Origin of the sequence: Herbidospora solisilvae (genome assembly GCF_009901565.1) — a bacterium.
GTDB classification, from domain to species: Bacteria; Actinomycetota; Actinomycetes; order Streptosporangiales; family Streptosporangiaceae; genus Herbidospora; species Herbidospora solisilvae.
Genome location: NZ_WXEW01000007.1, coordinates 491,721 through 506,376, shown reverse-complemented (window position 1 = coordinate 506,376; position 14,656 = coordinate 491,721). Strand labels below are relative to the sequence as shown.

At 70.0% G+C, this 14,656-nt stretch carries 11 protein-coding genes; 5 read left to right on the top strand and 6 right to left on the bottom strand.

Features of this window, described 5'->3' with window-relative positions; translation table 11 throughout:
* The first annotated feature begins 23 nt into the window (after positions 1-23).
* Both GT755_RS25545 and GT755_RS25540 read left to right on the top strand, forming a co-directional pair.
* Positions 24-401 (top strand): globin, encoded by a 378-nt coding sequence (locus GT755_RS25545; RefSeq protein ID WP_062354566.1) that lies wholly within the window; start codon positions 24-26, stop codon positions 399-401.
* A gap of 1 nt (position 402) precedes the next feature.
* Positions 403-1,896, top strand: coding sequence for a glycoside hydrolase family 13 protein (locus GT755_RS25540; protein ID WP_161482142.1), 1,494 nt, complete (start codon positions 403-405; stop codon positions 1,894-1,896).
* A 237-nt stretch (positions 1,897-2,133) separates the two neighbouring features.
* Here the strand turns inward: GT755_RS25540 and GT755_RS25535 are convergent, their stop codons facing one another.
* Positions 2,134-2,784 (bottom strand): HAD family hydrolase, encoded by a 651-nt coding sequence (locus tag GT755_RS25535; RefSeq protein WP_161482141.1) that lies wholly within the window; start codon positions 2,782-2,784, stop codon positions 2,134-2,136.
* A gap of 145 nt (positions 2,785-2,929) precedes the next feature.
* Between GT755_RS25535 and GT755_RS25530 the strand changes: the two genes are divergently transcribed.
* Positions 2,930-4,402 (top strand): DUF1996 domain-containing protein, encoded by a 1,473-nt coding sequence (locus GT755_RS25530; RefSeq protein WP_202610470.1) that lies wholly within the window; start codon positions 2,930-2,932, stop codon positions 4,400-4,402.
* 124 nt (positions 4,403-4,526) lie between these two features.
* Here GT755_RS25530 and ettA read toward each other — a convergent pair whose 3' ends face one another.
* Together ettA and GT755_RS25520 are read right to left on the bottom strand one after the other, a co-directional pair.
* Complete coding sequence (ettA, locus tag GT755_RS25525) at positions 4,527-6,191, bottom strand: energy-dependent translational throttle protein EttA (protein WP_030456753.1); 1,665 nt, start codon at positions 6,189-6,191, stop codon at positions 4,527-4,529.
* Positions 6,192-6,212: 21 nt separating this feature from the next.
* On the bottom strand, positions 6,213-7,415 hold the full coding sequence (locus GT755_RS25520) for a GGDEF domain-containing protein (protein ID WP_235967244.1): 1,203 nt from the start codon (positions 7,413-7,415) through the stop codon (positions 6,213-6,215).
* A gap of 732 nt (positions 7,416-8,147) precedes the next feature.
* On the opposite strand from GT755_RS25520, the gene ssb reads away from it, so the two are divergent.
* Positions 8,148-8,681, top strand: a complete 534-nt coding sequence (ssb, locus tag GT755_RS25515; protein WP_161482139.1) for a single-stranded DNA-binding protein — start codon at positions 8,148-8,150, stop codon at positions 8,679-8,681.
* Positions 8,682-8,780: 99 nt separating this feature from the next.
* Here the strand turns inward: ssb and GT755_RS25510 are convergent, their stop codons facing one another.
* The 3 genes from GT755_RS25510 to cobA are packed head-to-tail and all read right to left on the bottom strand — an operon-like array spanning position 8,781 to position 13,476.
* Positions 8,781-10,406 carry a GTPase family protein gene (locus tag GT755_RS25510; RefSeq protein WP_161482138.1) on the bottom strand — a complete coding sequence of 542 codons (1,626 nt, stop codon included), beginning with the start codon at positions 10,404-10,406 and terminating at the stop codon, positions 8,781-8,783.
* Positions 10,403-12,196, bottom strand: coding sequence for a dynamin family protein (locus tag GT755_RS25505; protein WP_161482137.1), 1,794 nt, complete (start codon positions 12,194-12,196; stop codon positions 10,403-10,405). Before GT755_RS25505 ends, GT755_RS25510 begins: the two co-directional genes overlap by 4 nt.
* Positions 12,197-12,243: 47 nt before the next feature.
* Complete coding sequence (gene cobA / locus GT755_RS25500; RefSeq protein ID WP_161482136.1) at positions 12,244-13,476, bottom strand: uroporphyrinogen-III C-methyltransferase; 1,233 nt, start codon at positions 13,474-13,476, stop codon at positions 12,244-12,246.
* A gap of 217 nt (positions 13,477-13,693) precedes the next feature.
* On the opposite strand from cobA, the gene GT755_RS25495 reads away from it, so the two are divergent.
* On the top strand, positions 13,694-14,647 hold the full coding sequence (locus GT755_RS25495; RefSeq protein ID WP_161482135.1) for a CHRD domain-containing protein: 954 nt from the start codon (positions 13,694-13,696) through the stop codon (positions 14,645-14,647).
* The last annotated feature ends 9 nt before the right edge of the window (positions 14,648-14,656 follow it).

The following is a 14,656-nucleotide window of genomic DNA, read 5'->3' as shown; positions in this document are numbered from 1 at the left end:
GGGAGCTGTTTTAACCTGAGAAGGTGAGCAGCGAGCAGACGTTTTACGACCTCGTCGGCGGCGAGGAGACCTTCGACCGGCTGGTGAGGCGGTTCTACGAAGGCGTCCGTGAAGACCCGGTGCTCAAACCCCTCTACCCCGAAGACGACTTCGAGGGGGCCGAAGACCGGCTGCGGATGTTCCTCAAGCAGTACTGGGGTGGCCCCAACACCTACAGCCAGGAGCGTGGCCACCCCCGGCTGCGCATGCGCCACGCCCCGTTCGTGATCGGCGAGGCCGAGCGCGACGCCTGGCTGAAGCACATGGGCGACGCCGTCAACGAGCTCCAGCTCCCCGCCGAGCAGGAGAGCAAGCTGTGGCAATACCTGGTTTACGCCGCCCACAGCCTGGTAAACGCATGAGATGACCTCCCCCTGGTGGCGTGACGCCGTCGTCTACGAGATCTACGTCCGCAGCTTCGCCGACGCCTCGGGTGACGGCGTCGGCGATCTACCCGGGGTGACCAGCCGGCTCCCCTACCTCGCCGACCTCGGCGTCGACGCCGTCTGGCTGACGCCCTTCTACACCTCGCCGATGGCCGACGGCGGATACGACGTGGCCGACTACCGCGACGTCGACCCCACGTTCGGCACCCTCGCCGACTTCGACGCCCTCGTGGCGAAGGCCCAAGAACTGGGCCTGCGGGTCATGATCGACATCGTCCCGAACCACAGCTCGATCGAGCATCCCTGGTTCCAGGAGGCGCTGCGCGGCGTCAAGCGCGACCGCTACCTGTTCCGCACCGAGACCAACAACTGGCAGTCGGTGTTCGGCGGCCCGGCCTGGACCCGCGTCGCCGACGGCTCCTACTACCTCCACCTGTTCGCCCCCGAGCAACCCGACTTCAACTGGCGCAACCCCGAGGTCCACGCGGAGTTCCTCGACGTGCTGCGCTTCTGGCTCGACCGGGGCGTCGACGGCTTCCGCATCGACGTCGCCAACGGCCTCTACAAGGCCGAAGACCTGCCCGACACCACCGCCGGCTTCGTGTCCGGCAGCCCCATGTCGAGCCGGCCCGAGGTCCACGGGGTCTACCGGGAGTGGCGGGCGCTCATCGACACCTACCCCGGCGAGCGTGCCTTCGTCGGCGAGGTCTGGACCGACACTCCGGAGGACCTCGCTCTCTATGTACGTCCGGACGAACTCCACCAGAGCTTCAACTTCGCCTGGCTGAAGGCTCCGTGGTCGGCCGACGCGTTCCGCGCGGTGATCGACAAGACCCTGACCGAGATCGCGGCGCCGACGTGGGTGTTGTCGAACCACGACGTGGTCCGGCACGTGACGCGGTATGGGGAGGGCTCCCTGACGCCGTCGGGTGGGATAGACCGGGCGAAAGCCGCGCTCCTGGCCATGCTGGCCCTTCCCGGGTCGGCTTACCTCTACCAGGGGGAAGAACTCGGCCTCCCCGAGGTACAGGAAATTCCTCCGGACAAGCGGCAGGACCCCACCTTCTTCCAGACGAACGGGGAACTGCCGGGGCGCGACGGGTGCCGGGTTCCGCTGCCGTGGTCGGGGTCCGCCAGTCCTTACGGGTTCGGCACGGGCGAGCCGTGGCTGCCCCAGCCGTCGAGCTGGGCACTGCTGAGCGCCGAGCGGCAGGCCGGCGACCCGGCTTCGACGTTGTCCTTCTACAAGGCGGCGCTGGCGTGGCGGAAGCGGATCATGTCCGGCGACGAGATCGAGTGGCTGGCCGGGCCTCCGGACACGCTGTTCTTCCGGCGGGGGTCGGTGATCTGCGTGGTGAACTGCGGCGACGTCGCGGTTCCTTTGCCGGAGCACAAAGAGCTGGTGTTGGCGACGACGCCACTGATCGACGACCTGCTGCCGGCCGACGGCGGGGCCTGGTTGCTGGCCTGAGCCGGATGCGGCCGGTCGGTGTATGTCCGGAGGGGGAAAGAATTCCACCTCTTCGTTTCCCCCGGGGAGTTCCTCCTCCGGAGGAGAAATCTTCACCTCTGGAGCAAAGTCACTTCGCCGTTGCGGCGTGGGGCGGGAGCGGGTGAGTGGCGCCGGTTACGGGAGGGGTCCGGGCGCGGCGGTCGGGGTCGGGGCGGGCGGAGCCGTAACGGAGACGGCTCTGCGGTCTTGAATTGATCACAGGAGGCCGGGAAGCTCCGCGAGGCTGTCGATTCTTCGCCAGGCTCGCCTTGGTCTCTCCGGGCTCCTCACGCGGTCGAGCCAGACGGCGCGCATGCCCGCTTCCGCCGACGCGTCCACGTCTTCGACCGGATGGTCGCCCACGTGGACGCACTCCCCCGGCGGCACGCCCAGCCGGGACGCCGCGTGGCGGTAGATCTCCGGGTCGGGCTTGCGATGCCCGCATTCCGCCGCGACGACCGTACAGGCCAGGAAGTCCGCCACTCCCACCAGGTCGGGGCGGGAGTTCCCGTTGGTGATCAGCGCCAGGCGGTGGCCTCGCGACCGCAGTTCCCGCAGGCATGGCAGCGTGTCGGGGTAGAGCGCCACGCCGGCGTGCCGGGCGCGCATGTATTCGGCGTGTACCCGATCGGCGAAGCCCTCGGCCGCGCCGGTCAGCCGGGCGCACTCGGCGAAGGCCGTCCGGCGGATGTCCTCCATCGGCGCGCCGGCGAACTCGGGCCGGGCCGCCACGTCGTCGCGGACCCGGCTCAGCCACTCCGCCGTGACCGGCGGGTCGAAGAGTCCCGCCGCCAGGGCGAGGGCCCGCCGCATCGCCCCCTCGAAGTCCCACAACGTCTCGTCGCCGTCGAAGGTGACCACTCTCACCCGAGCGTCGTTCCCCGTCCGGAAAAAACTTCGCGACTTCTCACAGGTTTTTGTTATCCCCCTGCGACCTGCGGGTCTCCTAGGTGGCGGCGCGTAGTGAGCGCCCCCTCCACGTCTCCTCAACAGGACAAGGACTTCATCCACCATGAGCACACCCGCCTCGCGCGGCATCCGAGCCGGACGCCAGTCCGGTGCACGTCAGGTCCGCAGCCTGGCGCTGGCCGGTGCCCTCGTCGGCCTCCTGGGCACCTCCGTGGTGAGCGTCACCTCCCCGGCCATCGCAGCCGAAGCGCCCGTCTCTCAGGGCCGTACCGCCATCGCCTCGTCGTCGGAGCGCGGTGACCTGTCGCCCGCGGCCGCTTTCGACGGGAAGACCGGCACCCGCTGGTCCAGCAAGTTCAGCGACCCGCAGTGGCTCGCCGTCGACCTCGGCGCGTCCACCGCCATCGACAAGATCGTCATCAACTGGGAGCGCGCCTACGCCACGGCCTTCCAGATCCAGACCGCCGCCTCCAGCAGCGGCCCGTGGAAGACGGTGTACAACACCACCACGAACAAGGGCGGCGTCCAGACGATCGACCTGTCCACGACCGGCCGTTTCGTCCGCCTGTACGCCACCAAGCGCTCCAGCCAGTACGGCGTCTCCCTCTGGGAGTTCCAGGTCTTCGGCACCGGCGGCGGCACCAACCCGCAGCCGACCCCCACGCCGACGAAGCCGACGCCCAGCACCACCCCGACCGGCAACCCGACGACCAACCCCACCACCCCGGCCGCCGGCTGGGTGCCCGTGGACGAGGCCGCCTGGAAGCGGACGCTGGACGCGTACGAAAAGATCCCGTTCGAGACGGTTCCCGCCAACATCGTCCGGGTGCCCGAGTTCCACACCAACTGCACGGTGGCCAACGAGGCCGCGGACGACCCGATCGTCCTGCCCGGCCTGGTCGGCGCCTCGCACCTGCACACCTTCTTCGGCCCGAAGGTCTCCGCGAAGACCACGACCGAGGACCTGCTCAAGAGCACCACGACCTGTGACGCCCCCGGCGACAACAGCGCCTACTGGGCGCCGACGCTGCTGAAGAACGGCAAGCCGGTCGCGATGAAGAACTTCCGCGCCTACTACGGCTCGCGCCTCAAGGACCCGTCCGAGGTCAAGCCGTTCCCGCCGGGTCTGCGTGTGGTCCAGGGTGACGCCAAGCGTCAGGTCGCGACCCCCAAGGGTGCCTCCGGCCAGTTCTGGTGCGCCGGCAGCGCCGAGACCGGCCGCAGCGCCGACGGCAACTGGCCCGTCTGCGCCCCGGGCGGCAACCTGATCTACCAGCTCACCTTCCAGGACTGCTGGGACGGCAAGCACATCGACTCCCCCGACCACAAGTCGCACATGGGTCCCGCCGTCAACGGCACCTGCACCGGCAAGTACCCGGTCGCCGTCCCGAACATCTCGATGATGCTCGGCTACGACTCCCTCGGCGGCGACGGCCTCGCCCTGTCGTCGGGCATGGCGTCGTCGATCCACGGTGACTTCATGAACGCCTGGAAGCAGGACACCCTCAGCGCGCTCGTGAAGATCTGCATCAACCAGAAGGCCAAGTGCGGCGTCACGCCGGGCTGGAAGAAGTAGCACTTTCCTGTTGAGACACCCGTGCCGGTGTCCCCGCTACCGCGGGGCGCCGGCACGGTGCTCTTCTGCCACATGAGAAAGGCCACCCGCGATGATCGCGGGTGGCCTTTCGCCGTCGCGGACGTCAGTCGCGGGTGAGCTTCCGGTAGGTCACGCGGTGGGGACGGGCCGCCTCGGCGCCCATGCGCTCGATCTTGTTCTTCTCGTAGTCGGCGAAGTTGCCCTCGAACCAGAACCAGTTCGAACCCTCTTCCCAGGCCAGGATGTGGGTCGCGATGCGGTCGAGGAACCACCGGTCGTGGGAGGTGATCACGGCGCAGCCCGGGAAGTCGAGCAGCGCGTTCTCCAGCGACGACAACGTTTCGGTGTCGAGGTCGTTGGTCGGTTCGTCGAGCAGCAGCACGTTGCCGCCCTGCTTGAGGGTCAGCGCCAGGTTGAGCCGGTTGCGCTCGCCACCCGACAGCACCCCGGCCTTCTTCTGCTGGTCGGGCCCCTTGAACCCGAACGCCGCGATGTAGGCGCGGGACGGCATCTCGACGTTGCCGACCTTGATGAAGTCGAGCCCGTCGGACACGACCTCCCACACGTTCTTGTTCGGGTCGATGCCCCCGCGCGACTGGTCGGCGTAGGAGATCTTCACGGTGTCGCCGATGACGATCCCGCCCTTGTCGGGGGTCTCGCTGCCGGTGATCATGCGGAACAGGGTCGTCTTGCCGACGCCGTTGGGGCCGATGATGCCGACGATGCCGTTGCGCGGCAGGTCGAACGTCAGGTCGTCCATCAGGACGCGGTCTTCGAAACCCTTGGTCAGGTGTTCGGCCCGGATGACCGTCGTGCCCAGACGCGGGCCCGGCGGGATCTGGATCTCCTCGAAGTCGAGCTTGCGGAACTTGTCGGCCTCGGCGGCCATCTCCTCGTAGCGCTGGAGACGGGCCTTGCTCTTGGTCTGGCGGGCGCGGGCGTTCGACCGGACCCACTGGAGCTCTTCTTCCAGGCGCTTCTTGCGCTTGGCGTCTTTCTGGCCCTCGACCTTCAGACGGGCGGCCTTGGCCTCGAGGTAGGTCGAGTAGTTGCCCTCGTAGGGGAAGCAGCGGCCGCGGTCGAGCTCCAGGATCCAGGTCGCCACGTTGTCGAGGAAGTAGCGGTCGTGGGTGACGGCCAGGACGGTGCCGGGGTACTTCTCCAGGTGGGACTCCAACCAGTTGACACTCTCGGCGTCGAGGTGGTTGGTGGGCTCGTCGAGGAGCAGCAGGTCGGGCTGCTCGAGGAGGAGCTTGCACAGCGCGACGCGGCGGCGCTCACCACCGGAGAGGGTGGTCACGTCGGCGTCGGGGGGCGGGCAGCGCAGTGCGTCCATCGCCTGTTCGAGCTGGGCGTCGAGGTCCCACGCGTTGCGGTGGTCGAGCTCGTCCTGCAGCTTGCCCATCTCTTCGAGCAGCGCGTCGCTGTAGTCGGTGGCCATCTGCTCGGCGATGGCGTTGAAGCGGTCGAGCATCGCCTTGGTCTCGGCGACGCCCTCCTCGACGTTCCCGAGAACGGTCTTGGACTCGTTGAGCGGCGGCTCCTGCTGCAGCATGCCCACGGTGTAACCGGGCATCAGGCGGGCCTCGCCGTTGGAGGTCGGCTCGAGACCGGCCATCATGCGCAGCAGGGTGGACTTGCCCGTTCCGTTCGGGCCAAGCACCCCGATCTTCGCTCCGGGCAGGAAGGACAGCGTGACGTCGTCAAGGATCACCTTGTCGCCGTGTGCTTTGCGCACGCGCTGCAACGTGTAGATGTACTCGGCCATGACGTCAAGCTTAGTGGCAACTCAGCACGCGGTTGCTGGCTTGCCGCCGGGTGGCGGCATCTGCTGCGCCGGCAGGCAGACCCGGTCGCGCCCGAGCTCCTTGGCACGGTAAAGCGCCAGGTCGGCGGCGGCCAACAGCTCGATGAGATCATGCCCGTGTACGTTCATGATCGCGACCCCGAGCGAGATGGTGACCGTGATCATGGCGTCGTCGGCGGGCACCGCCATGCGCCCGACCCGGCTGCGCAGCCGCTCGGCCACCCGGCGCGCCTCGGCCAGGTCGGCCCGTGGCAGCAGCACCACGAACTCCTCGCCGCCGAACCGCCCGACCACGTCGTAGTCGCGCAGCTGGCTGCGCAACGTGGCGGCCACCCCGATGAGCACCTGGTCGCCGACGAGGTGGCCGTAGGTGTCGTTCACCCGCTTGAAGTGGTCGATGTCGACGATCAGCAGCGCCAGCATCTCACCCGTGCGGTGGGCCCGGACGATCTCCGTGTCGGCCTCGCGCTGCCAGGCGGCGGCGTTCAGCAACCCGGTCTTCGGGTCGGTGCGGGCGGCGGCCTGCAACTGGGCGTGCATCAGACTGCGCTGCAGCAGCATGACCGGCGGCAGCGCGAGCACCAGGAGCAGCAGGTTGAGGCCGCACATGATCGCGACGATCAGCCCGAGGCACAACTCGACGGCGTCGAGCAGCAGGCTCTCCCGATCCCACAACACGTCGCGCCAGCGGACGTCGGGATCGGCGGTGTGCGCGGCGACCGCGATCAGGGCCGTGTTGAGGATCGTGAACAGCGCCGCGCAGCCGACGGCCAGCACGATCGGCCATCCCACGCCCTCGGTCAGCCGGGCGGGGTCGTCGACCTGCGAGTGGAACACCAGCGAGGCGGCCCCCGCCGCCAGCCCGATGGCCGCCGACGTGACCACCCGCCGGTAGACGACGGTGGCCCGCACCCGGAGCTGCAGGAGGATCTGCAACGGAATGGGCGCCAGCAGCGCGTAGACCGGCGGCAGCAGCAACGCCACCGGCAACCACCAGGCCGAGAGCAGGTCGCGCGACACCCCGGCGGGCATGCCGAGCCGCCGGGTCGCCTCGATGCACACGGCGCCACAGGCCATCAGCGAGCAGAAGACCAGCAGATCGCCGACCGACGGCACGGTCACCAGCGACAACCCGACGATCGCGACGAGATCGATGGTGACGATCAGAAAGAGATAGCCGACCAACGGGCGTCGCTGTGCCGTCAAAGGCCAGCGGCCCGCCCGCGACGGAGGCCCCCCGATTGGTTTGGCCGAGGTCTGACTTGGCGCTGTCATCCGCTCCCCCAAACGCCTTCTCATCCGCTGAACGCAGCGTCTCACGATGTGTAACACAATAGTTGCGGAGTGTGCGACGCGCGACGGGAACCGCTACCTTGGGCGAGGTGGCCATCACGATCCGATGGCCGGCACGGAGGTTGACCGCTCACCCGGAGCGGGCCGCGCGCGGAAAGGAGCAGCCATGGCTCGGGGCGTTGTCTGGACCTGACCAGTCTGGTGCTCTCGCAGCGACACGTTTAGTCGCCATCGGCCGTCCTCCCGACGCTGGTGAAACAGCGTGCGGGATATCGGCCGCGCACGGCCGATGCCCCCTCCATCGCGCATCAGCGACGGTTCCCGAGATGTCCAGCCACTAGATGACCGCCTCCGGCTCTCCCCAGCCGGGACGGCGAACCAGGTCCTCCAACTTTTTTCGGAGGCCTGACGATCACCAACCAGATCTGGCCGAGTAGCGCCAGGTCTGGTTTTTGGTGTGTTCGGCGGGTTCGCGGGTTATGCCGAGCCTCGCTTGTCCACAGGCGCTGCGCTCGCCTCCGGGTTATCCACAGGCGTGGCTCCACGCCCGTCGGCGGGGTCGAGGCCGGGCCACTGTTGTGCCCGTGCCCGGCGAGGGTCCGGGCAGACGGAGGACAGAGAACAATGAGCGAGATCTACGTGACGCTGACCGGAAACGTCACCGACGACCCCAAGCAGTTCACGTTCGGCGACGGGTCCCGCGCCACCTCCATGCGGGTGGCCGTCGACCGCCGGATCCTCGACCGCCAGACGCAGACCTGGCGCGACGGCGAGACGACCTTCTACACCGTCAGGTCCTACCGGGGGCTGGCCGACCACGTCGCCCAGTCGGTCCGGCGGGGGCACCCGGTCGTGGTGGTCGGCAAGCTCCGGGTCAAGCAGTTCGAGCGTGAGGGGGAGCAGCGCTTCTGGGTGGAGGTGGAGGCGACCTCCGTCGGCCACGACCTGAAGTGGGGCATCTCCAGCTTCGAACGTCCGGCCCGGGGCGCCTCCCGCGGTTCCATGACCGACGACGACCTGCGCGCGATGGAGGACGACACCCGCGACTGGGAACTCAACACTCCCGGCCTGCGGGTCCTGGAGGGCGGCGCGGGCCAGGACGACCCGGCCGAGGAGACCGAGTCGTGGCCCGACGAGGCGGTCCCGGCCGCCGCCTGACGATCGGCGGCCCCACCACCGTCGAGGGCCGGTCCGCTCAACTCCCCCGGAGCGGGCCGGCCCGTCAGGGCTGTGACCGGGTCGTCGAAGGGGCGCGTGTCATCGGCGGGAGGTGTCCAGGGCTGCGAAGTAGTCGTTGTAGCGGGTCAGTTCGCGTTCGACCGGTTCGATCACCAGGTCCTGGGCCACGCCCGCCACGCGGCGGCGCATGTCCCTCTCCAGCCGGTCGCGTTCCTTCCCGGCGGCCATCACCACGAAGTTGCGGCTGGCCACGGCCGACAGGAGGCCCACTCCCAGCACGCTGACCATCATCAGGACCACCCACGGCAGTGCCGCCACGTCGCCCAGCAGTTCCGCCGGAGGCTCGCCGACCTTCAGGACCCCGTAGGCCACGATCGAGCCGATCAGGCCGAGGCCCGCCACGAACAGCAGCACGAGGAGGAGTTGCCACACCTTCGCCAGCCGCCACCAGCCCGGCACCCGGTCCAAAGGCGGCGCGATCTCGGCCAGTTCGTCGGTCAGGACCTTGGGGAGCTGGCCGGACCGTGAGCGGGCCGCGTCGCGGACCGCGTCCTGCCAGGGTTCGGGCATGCCCTGGGTCAGGCCGTCGGACAGGGCCTGGACGGCGTTGTCGACCTCGGCCGGCTGGGCGTGGACGGAGTCGGAGACCAGGGTGCGGATCTCGTCTTTCACGTCGCCGAGCTTGAGGTGCTTCAGGGGGTCGCCGCGGAAACGGGAGGCCCAGCGGCCCCACGGCCAGCCGACCCAGTCGATCGAGCGGGTTCCGTAGACGTTCTCCAGGGCCTCGCCCACGGCGGAGGCGCCGACGGCGTCGCACAGGGCGTCGGTCAGGCCCGCCCGGCGGGCGGGGTCGACGGTGGGGTCGACCTTGAGCATGGCCGGCATGTCCTTGGCCAGGCGGAGCATCAGGCGGTCGAGGTCGGCCTCCAGGCGCAGGTAGCCGGCCCGGCGGGCGCTGACCGACTCGGCCAGCTCCGCCCGCAGGTCGTCGACGCCGCCGCCCGTCACGGCCGAGGTGGCGACCACGCGGGGGTTGTCGACGCCCTCGCGGGCCAGCAGGTCGCGGAGGTCGGCCAGGCACTCCTCAACCTCCTCCGGGGTCAGGCGGTCGGCCTGGTTGAGGGCGAAGACCGTCACGGCGTCGTGGCCGGCGAGTTCGGTCACGTAGCGGCGATGGGTGGAGGCGTCGGCGTACTTCTGGGGGTCGAGGACCCAGACGATCAGGTCGGCCGACGTGATGAGGCGGTCGGCCTCGGTGTCGGTCAGGGCGCGGATCGAGTCGTGGTCGGGGAGGTCGAGCAGGATCAGGCCGTTGAGCTGGCCGTCGTCCTTGTCGAGGGCGCTGGCCCGGGAGAAGCGGTGGCGCCACTGGATCTGGAGCCAGTCGAGCAGGGGGGCGGCGCCCTCCAGGCCCCACACGCACGCGTGGGTGCGGGCCGTGGTGGGGCGGCGGACGCCCGTGGGTGACAGGTCGAGGCCCGAGATGGCGTTGAACAGGGACGACTTGCCGCTGCCCGTGCCGCCCGCCAAGGCCACGACGGTGTGGTCGGAGGACAGTTTGAGGCGGTTGCCGGCGCGGATGATGAGCTGGGTCGCCTCGGTCAGCAGGTCGGGGTCTTCGCGGCCCTGGCCGAGATCGACCACCCTGGTCAGGGCGGCCAGCCGCGTGCCGAGGCCGTGCCTCGGCTCGGCGGTGATCGTCATCGGGCGACCTCGAGGTTGTAGGTGGCCTGGTAGAGCCGGGTGGCCGCGGACTCGTCGGGGATCCCGGCTCCGTCGAGGGCGTCGACGTAGCGCAGCGTCTCGTCGTCGAACAGTAAACCGACACGGGCGCGCAGGTCGGAGCGGGCCTTGGCGCTGATGCTGCGCAGCGACTCGGCGCCGAGCAGGCCGCGCAGGAGCCGCTGCGGGAGGGCGCCGTTGCCTCCGGGGGCGTCGCCGGTGCCGTAGCCGAGCAGGCCGACGGTGAAGATCAGGGCGAGCGACTCGACGTCGAAGGAGACCAGGCGGGCGACCGAGCGCTTCGTGACGCCCTCGGTGCGGACCAGCTCGGTGACGTGGTCCTGCCACGAGGCGACCATGCGGGCGGTGCGACGGTCGACGTCGTCGGCCGGGCGGCCCAGGCCGGGCAGGGCGGCCAGGCGGTCGCCCGCTCCGGCGCGCTGGCGCCAGCGGGTGACGACCTCTTCCGAGGCGCGGTGGACGGCCGTGCTGATGACCGATTCGAGGCCGCTGCGCAGGGCGTCGCGCAGGGCGCCGAGGCGTTCGGGGCCGTGGTTCTTGGCCCGGCGGATCTGGAGGGTGCGCATCAGGTCGCCGGAGCCGGCGAAGTCCTGCCAGCGGGCCAGCACCTCACCGCGCAGCAGCGAGCCGTCGCGGGTCGACTCCTCGATCTCGGCCAGGGCTCCGGAGAACGCCGCGTCGATGTCCGAGCGCAGGTCGGCCCGCAGGGCCACCTGGGTCTCCAGGTGGCGGGCCAGCGCGGGGACGCGGGCGCGGAAGCTGTTGAGCACGCCGTTCAGGGTCGCCTGGACGGCCAGCGCCCGGCGCTGCTCGTCGACCGACAACTCCGACAACCACCTGCGCAGGTCGGCCACCTCGTCATCGGGGAGGCGGCCGTCGGTGACGGTGGTCTCGTTGACGATGAAGCGCTCCACCTCGCCGAGGCCGTACTCGTCGAGCATGCGGGTGAAGTGTTTGGCCACGACCTCGCGGGAGCGCACCGGGACGCGGGACAGGACGATCACCAGGCGGGCGCCGCGCTCCTTGGCGAGTTTGAGCAGGCCCCACGAGGGGGCGTCGGCGTAGCGGGCCGCGCTGGTGACGAAGACCCACAGGTCGGCGGCGTCGAGCATGCGGTGGGCGATGTCGTGGTGTTCCTCGACGACCGAGTCGATGTCGGGGGTGTCGAGCAGGGCGACGCCCTGAGGCAGCCACTTGGTGGAGCTGACCACGATCGAGTCGGCGCCCGGGCCCTCCCCGGGTTCCCGGACGCGGTTGAGGCCGCTCAGCAGCGTGCCCTTGGTGAACCAGCGTTCGTCGGCCGGGTTGCAGACCAGGACGGGGGTGCCGGTGGTGGGGCGGCGCACGCCGGTGGCGCTGACGGTCTGCGCGGCGAGGGTGTTGACCAGTGTGGACTTCCCGGCCCCCGTCGATCCGGCGACGACGATCAGGGCGGGGGCGGTGCTCATGTGGACGCGGGGGATGACGTAGTCGTCGAGCTGGGCCAGCACGGCCGCCTGGGACTTGCGGGCCTCGTCGGCGCCGGGCACGTCGAGGCCGAGGTGGAGGCCGGTGACGGCCTCGCGGAGCTGGCTGAGGGCGTCGGTGAGGGCGCCCGACACCTGTTCCGGGAGGGCGAACTCCTCTTCGTAGAGGTCGTCGTCCTCGTTCTGGTCTTCGTCTGGAGCCGCCTCATCGGGGGGCTCGTCGTCTCTGATCGCCCGGAAGTTCAGTGTCTGCTCGCCGGGCGACTCGGGTTCTTCCTCGGGCATGGCGGCCTCGTCTGCGGGTTCGGACCGCGGTGTCTGGTTGGCAGCCTTCATCGGGCTCGCTCCGCTCGCACCATCTCGATCTCCTGACCGACCTTGACGACGTCGCCGACGACGACGATCGCCGGTGGCCGTACGCCCGCGGAGGTGACGCGCTCAGCCACGTCGCGCAAGGTGGCGCGCACCGCCCGCTGGGTGGGAAGAGTACCGTCCTGTACCACCATTACGGGAGTTTCCGGCGAACGTCCCTCACGCAGCAAAGCGTCGGCGATCTCCGCGATGCGTTCCACGGCCATCAGCAGTATCAGGGTTCCCTCTGATCCCGCCAATAGCCGCCAGTCGACGGTCGAGGCGGGATGTCCGGGGGCGACGTGCACCGAGACGACGTGGAAGTCCTGGCTGACGCCCCGATGGGTGACCGGCACGCCCGCCGCGGCGGGCACCGCGACCGCACTGGTGATCCCAGGTACGACCGTCACGGGCACCCCGGCCTCGGCGCAGGCGAGCATCTCCTCGCCGCCCCGGCCGAAGACGAACGGGTCGCCGCCCTTCAGTCGGACCACGAACTTCCCGTCGAGGGCCCGCGAGACGAGCAGCTCGTTGATCTTCTCCTGGGGCAGGAACCGGCCGTAGGGGACCTTGGCGGCGTCGATGAGCTCGACGTCGGCGGAGAGCTCGTCGAGCAGGGAACGCGGGATGAGCCGGTCGGCGATCACGACGTCGGCCTGGGCGAGAAGCTGGCGTCCCCGGACGGTGATCAGGCCAGGGTCGCCGGGGCCGCCGCCGACGAGGGCGACGCCGACGGGCTTGTCACGGTGGCGGCGGGCGTCGATGGCGCCGTCGCGGATCGCGTCGACGACCGCGTCGCGGATGCCGGCCGCCCGGCGCGGGTCTCCCCCGGCGGTGACCGCGACGCCGATCTCGTCGACCCGGCCGCTGGCCGGGGTCCAGGCCGCGGAAGCGTCCTTGTCGTCGGCGCGGACGCACCAGATGCGCTTGGCCTCGGCCTCTTCGGCGATGGCGGCGTTGGCGGCGCGGTCGCTGGTGCAGGCGTGCACCAGCCAGGCGTCGTCGACGTCGCCCGGCTGGTAGCGGCGGCGTTCCCAGGTGACGCGGCCGTCGGCGATCAGGTCGTCGAGCGCGGGCGTCGCACTGGGCGAGACCAGCGTGACCGCGGCGCCGGCGTCGAGCAGGGCGGGGATGCGGCGCTGGGCGACCCGGCCGCCACCGACGACCAGCACCCGCCGCCCGTCGAGCCGCAGGCCGAGCAGATAGGGGGCCATTTCTCCCTCGTTGTGGCACAGGTTTCGTTAGGCAGTAAACCTACCGGCTGACCTGTGACGCGACTCAAGAGATCGCCGGTATCGGTCTTGTCCCACCCAAAGTAGTGACCTCGGTCACACTGCCGTCGAGTGGGTAATTGACCACAGAACGGGGCTTATCGCAACTCCTACTGTCATCCGCAAGCACCCAGAAGCGACAAAACAGGAGTTGCCCGAAATGCTGCGCAAGCTCATCGTCCCCGGTCTCGCCCTCGCCGCCACCGCGATCACCGCCGCGACCGCCGCCGCCCCCGCCGCCGCCCACCCCGGCCACGGCTCCTCCTCGGCGCAGGGCGCCGCCCAGTCCGTACAGCAGGCTCCCGACGCCTACTTCGCGGCCACGCTGCTCGGCAAGAACGAGGTCAAGGCCCCCGGCACGAAGGTCGGCGACAAGGACGGCATCGCGCTCGCGGTGTTCCGCATCCACGGCAACAAGGTCGAGTACGCCGTCCGCTGGCAGGGCACCGCCGCCCCCACCGCCTTCCACATCCACCAGGGTGTGAAGGGCAGGAACGGCGACGTGAAGATCGGGTTCTTCATGGGGTCGGCCCTGCCGGGCACGCTGAGCGCGGTCAAGGGCAGCGTGACCGTCAACGACGGCGCCCTGCTCAACCGGATCCGCAACAACCCCGCCGGCTGGTACGCCAACCTGCACACCGGCGAGTTCCCCGGCGGCGCCGTGCGGGCCCAGCTCCACCGCATCAAGCCCGTCCACCTCGACACTGTGCTGGCCACCGGCTCGCGCTCGACGCTCACCGCGATCGCCGACGGCCGGCAGGAGGTCCCGGCGCCCGGGACCAAGGTCGGCGACAAGAACGGCAAGGCCGTCTGGCTGGTCTGGGTGAAGGGCACCAAGGTCCACTTCGCGACGGTCTGGAAGAACATCGCGCAGCCGACCCTCGCGCACATCCACAAGGCGCCCAAGGGCAAGAACGGGCCGGTCGTCGTCGACTTCTTCTCGGCCCCCTCGGGCCTCCCTGCGGGCGTGAACGGCATCGCCGGCACCGGGACGGCCTCGTCGTCGGTCGCCAAGGGCATCAAGAAGAACCCGAAGAACTGGTACACCAACCTGCACACCAGCGAGTTCCCCGGCGGCGCGGTGCGCGGCCAGCTGCACGGCGGCGGCTGGTAGACCGGCCTG

What these genes read in the sequence shown, in the direction of transcription:
- GT755_RS25505 (WP_161482137.1), bottom strand. Translation starts at nt 12,196, where the DNA reads ATGCCCGAGGAAGAACCCGAGTCGCCCGGCGAGCAGACACTGAACTTC.
- ettA (WP_030456753.1), bottom strand. Translation starts at nt 6,191, where the DNA reads ATGGCCGAGTACATCTACACGTTGCAGCGCGTGCGCAAAGCACACGGC.
- GT755_RS25495 (WP_161482135.1), top strand. Translation starts at nt 13,694, where the DNA reads ATGCTGCGCAAGCTCATCGTCCCCGGTCTCGCCCTCGCCGCCACCGCG.
- ssb (WP_161482139.1), top strand. Translation starts at nt 8,148, where the DNA reads ATGAGCGAGATCTACGTGACGCTGACCGGAAACGTCACCGACGACCCC.
- GT755_RS25530 (WP_202610470.1), top strand. Translation starts at nt 2,930, where the DNA reads ATGAGCACACCCGCCTCGCGCGGCATCCGAGCCGGACGCCAGTCCGGT.
- cobA (WP_161482136.1), bottom strand. Translation starts at nt 13,476, where the DNA reads ATGGCCCCCTATCTGCTCGGCCTGCGGCTCGACGGGCGGCGGGTGCTG.
- GT755_RS25540 (WP_161482142.1), top strand. Translation starts at nt 403, where the DNA reads ATGACCTCCCCCTGGTGGCGTGACGCCGTCGTCTACGAGATCTACGTC.
- GT755_RS25510 (WP_161482138.1), bottom strand. Translation starts at nt 10,406, where the DNA reads ATGACGATCACCGCCGAGCCGAGGCACGGCCTCGGCACGCGGCTGGCC.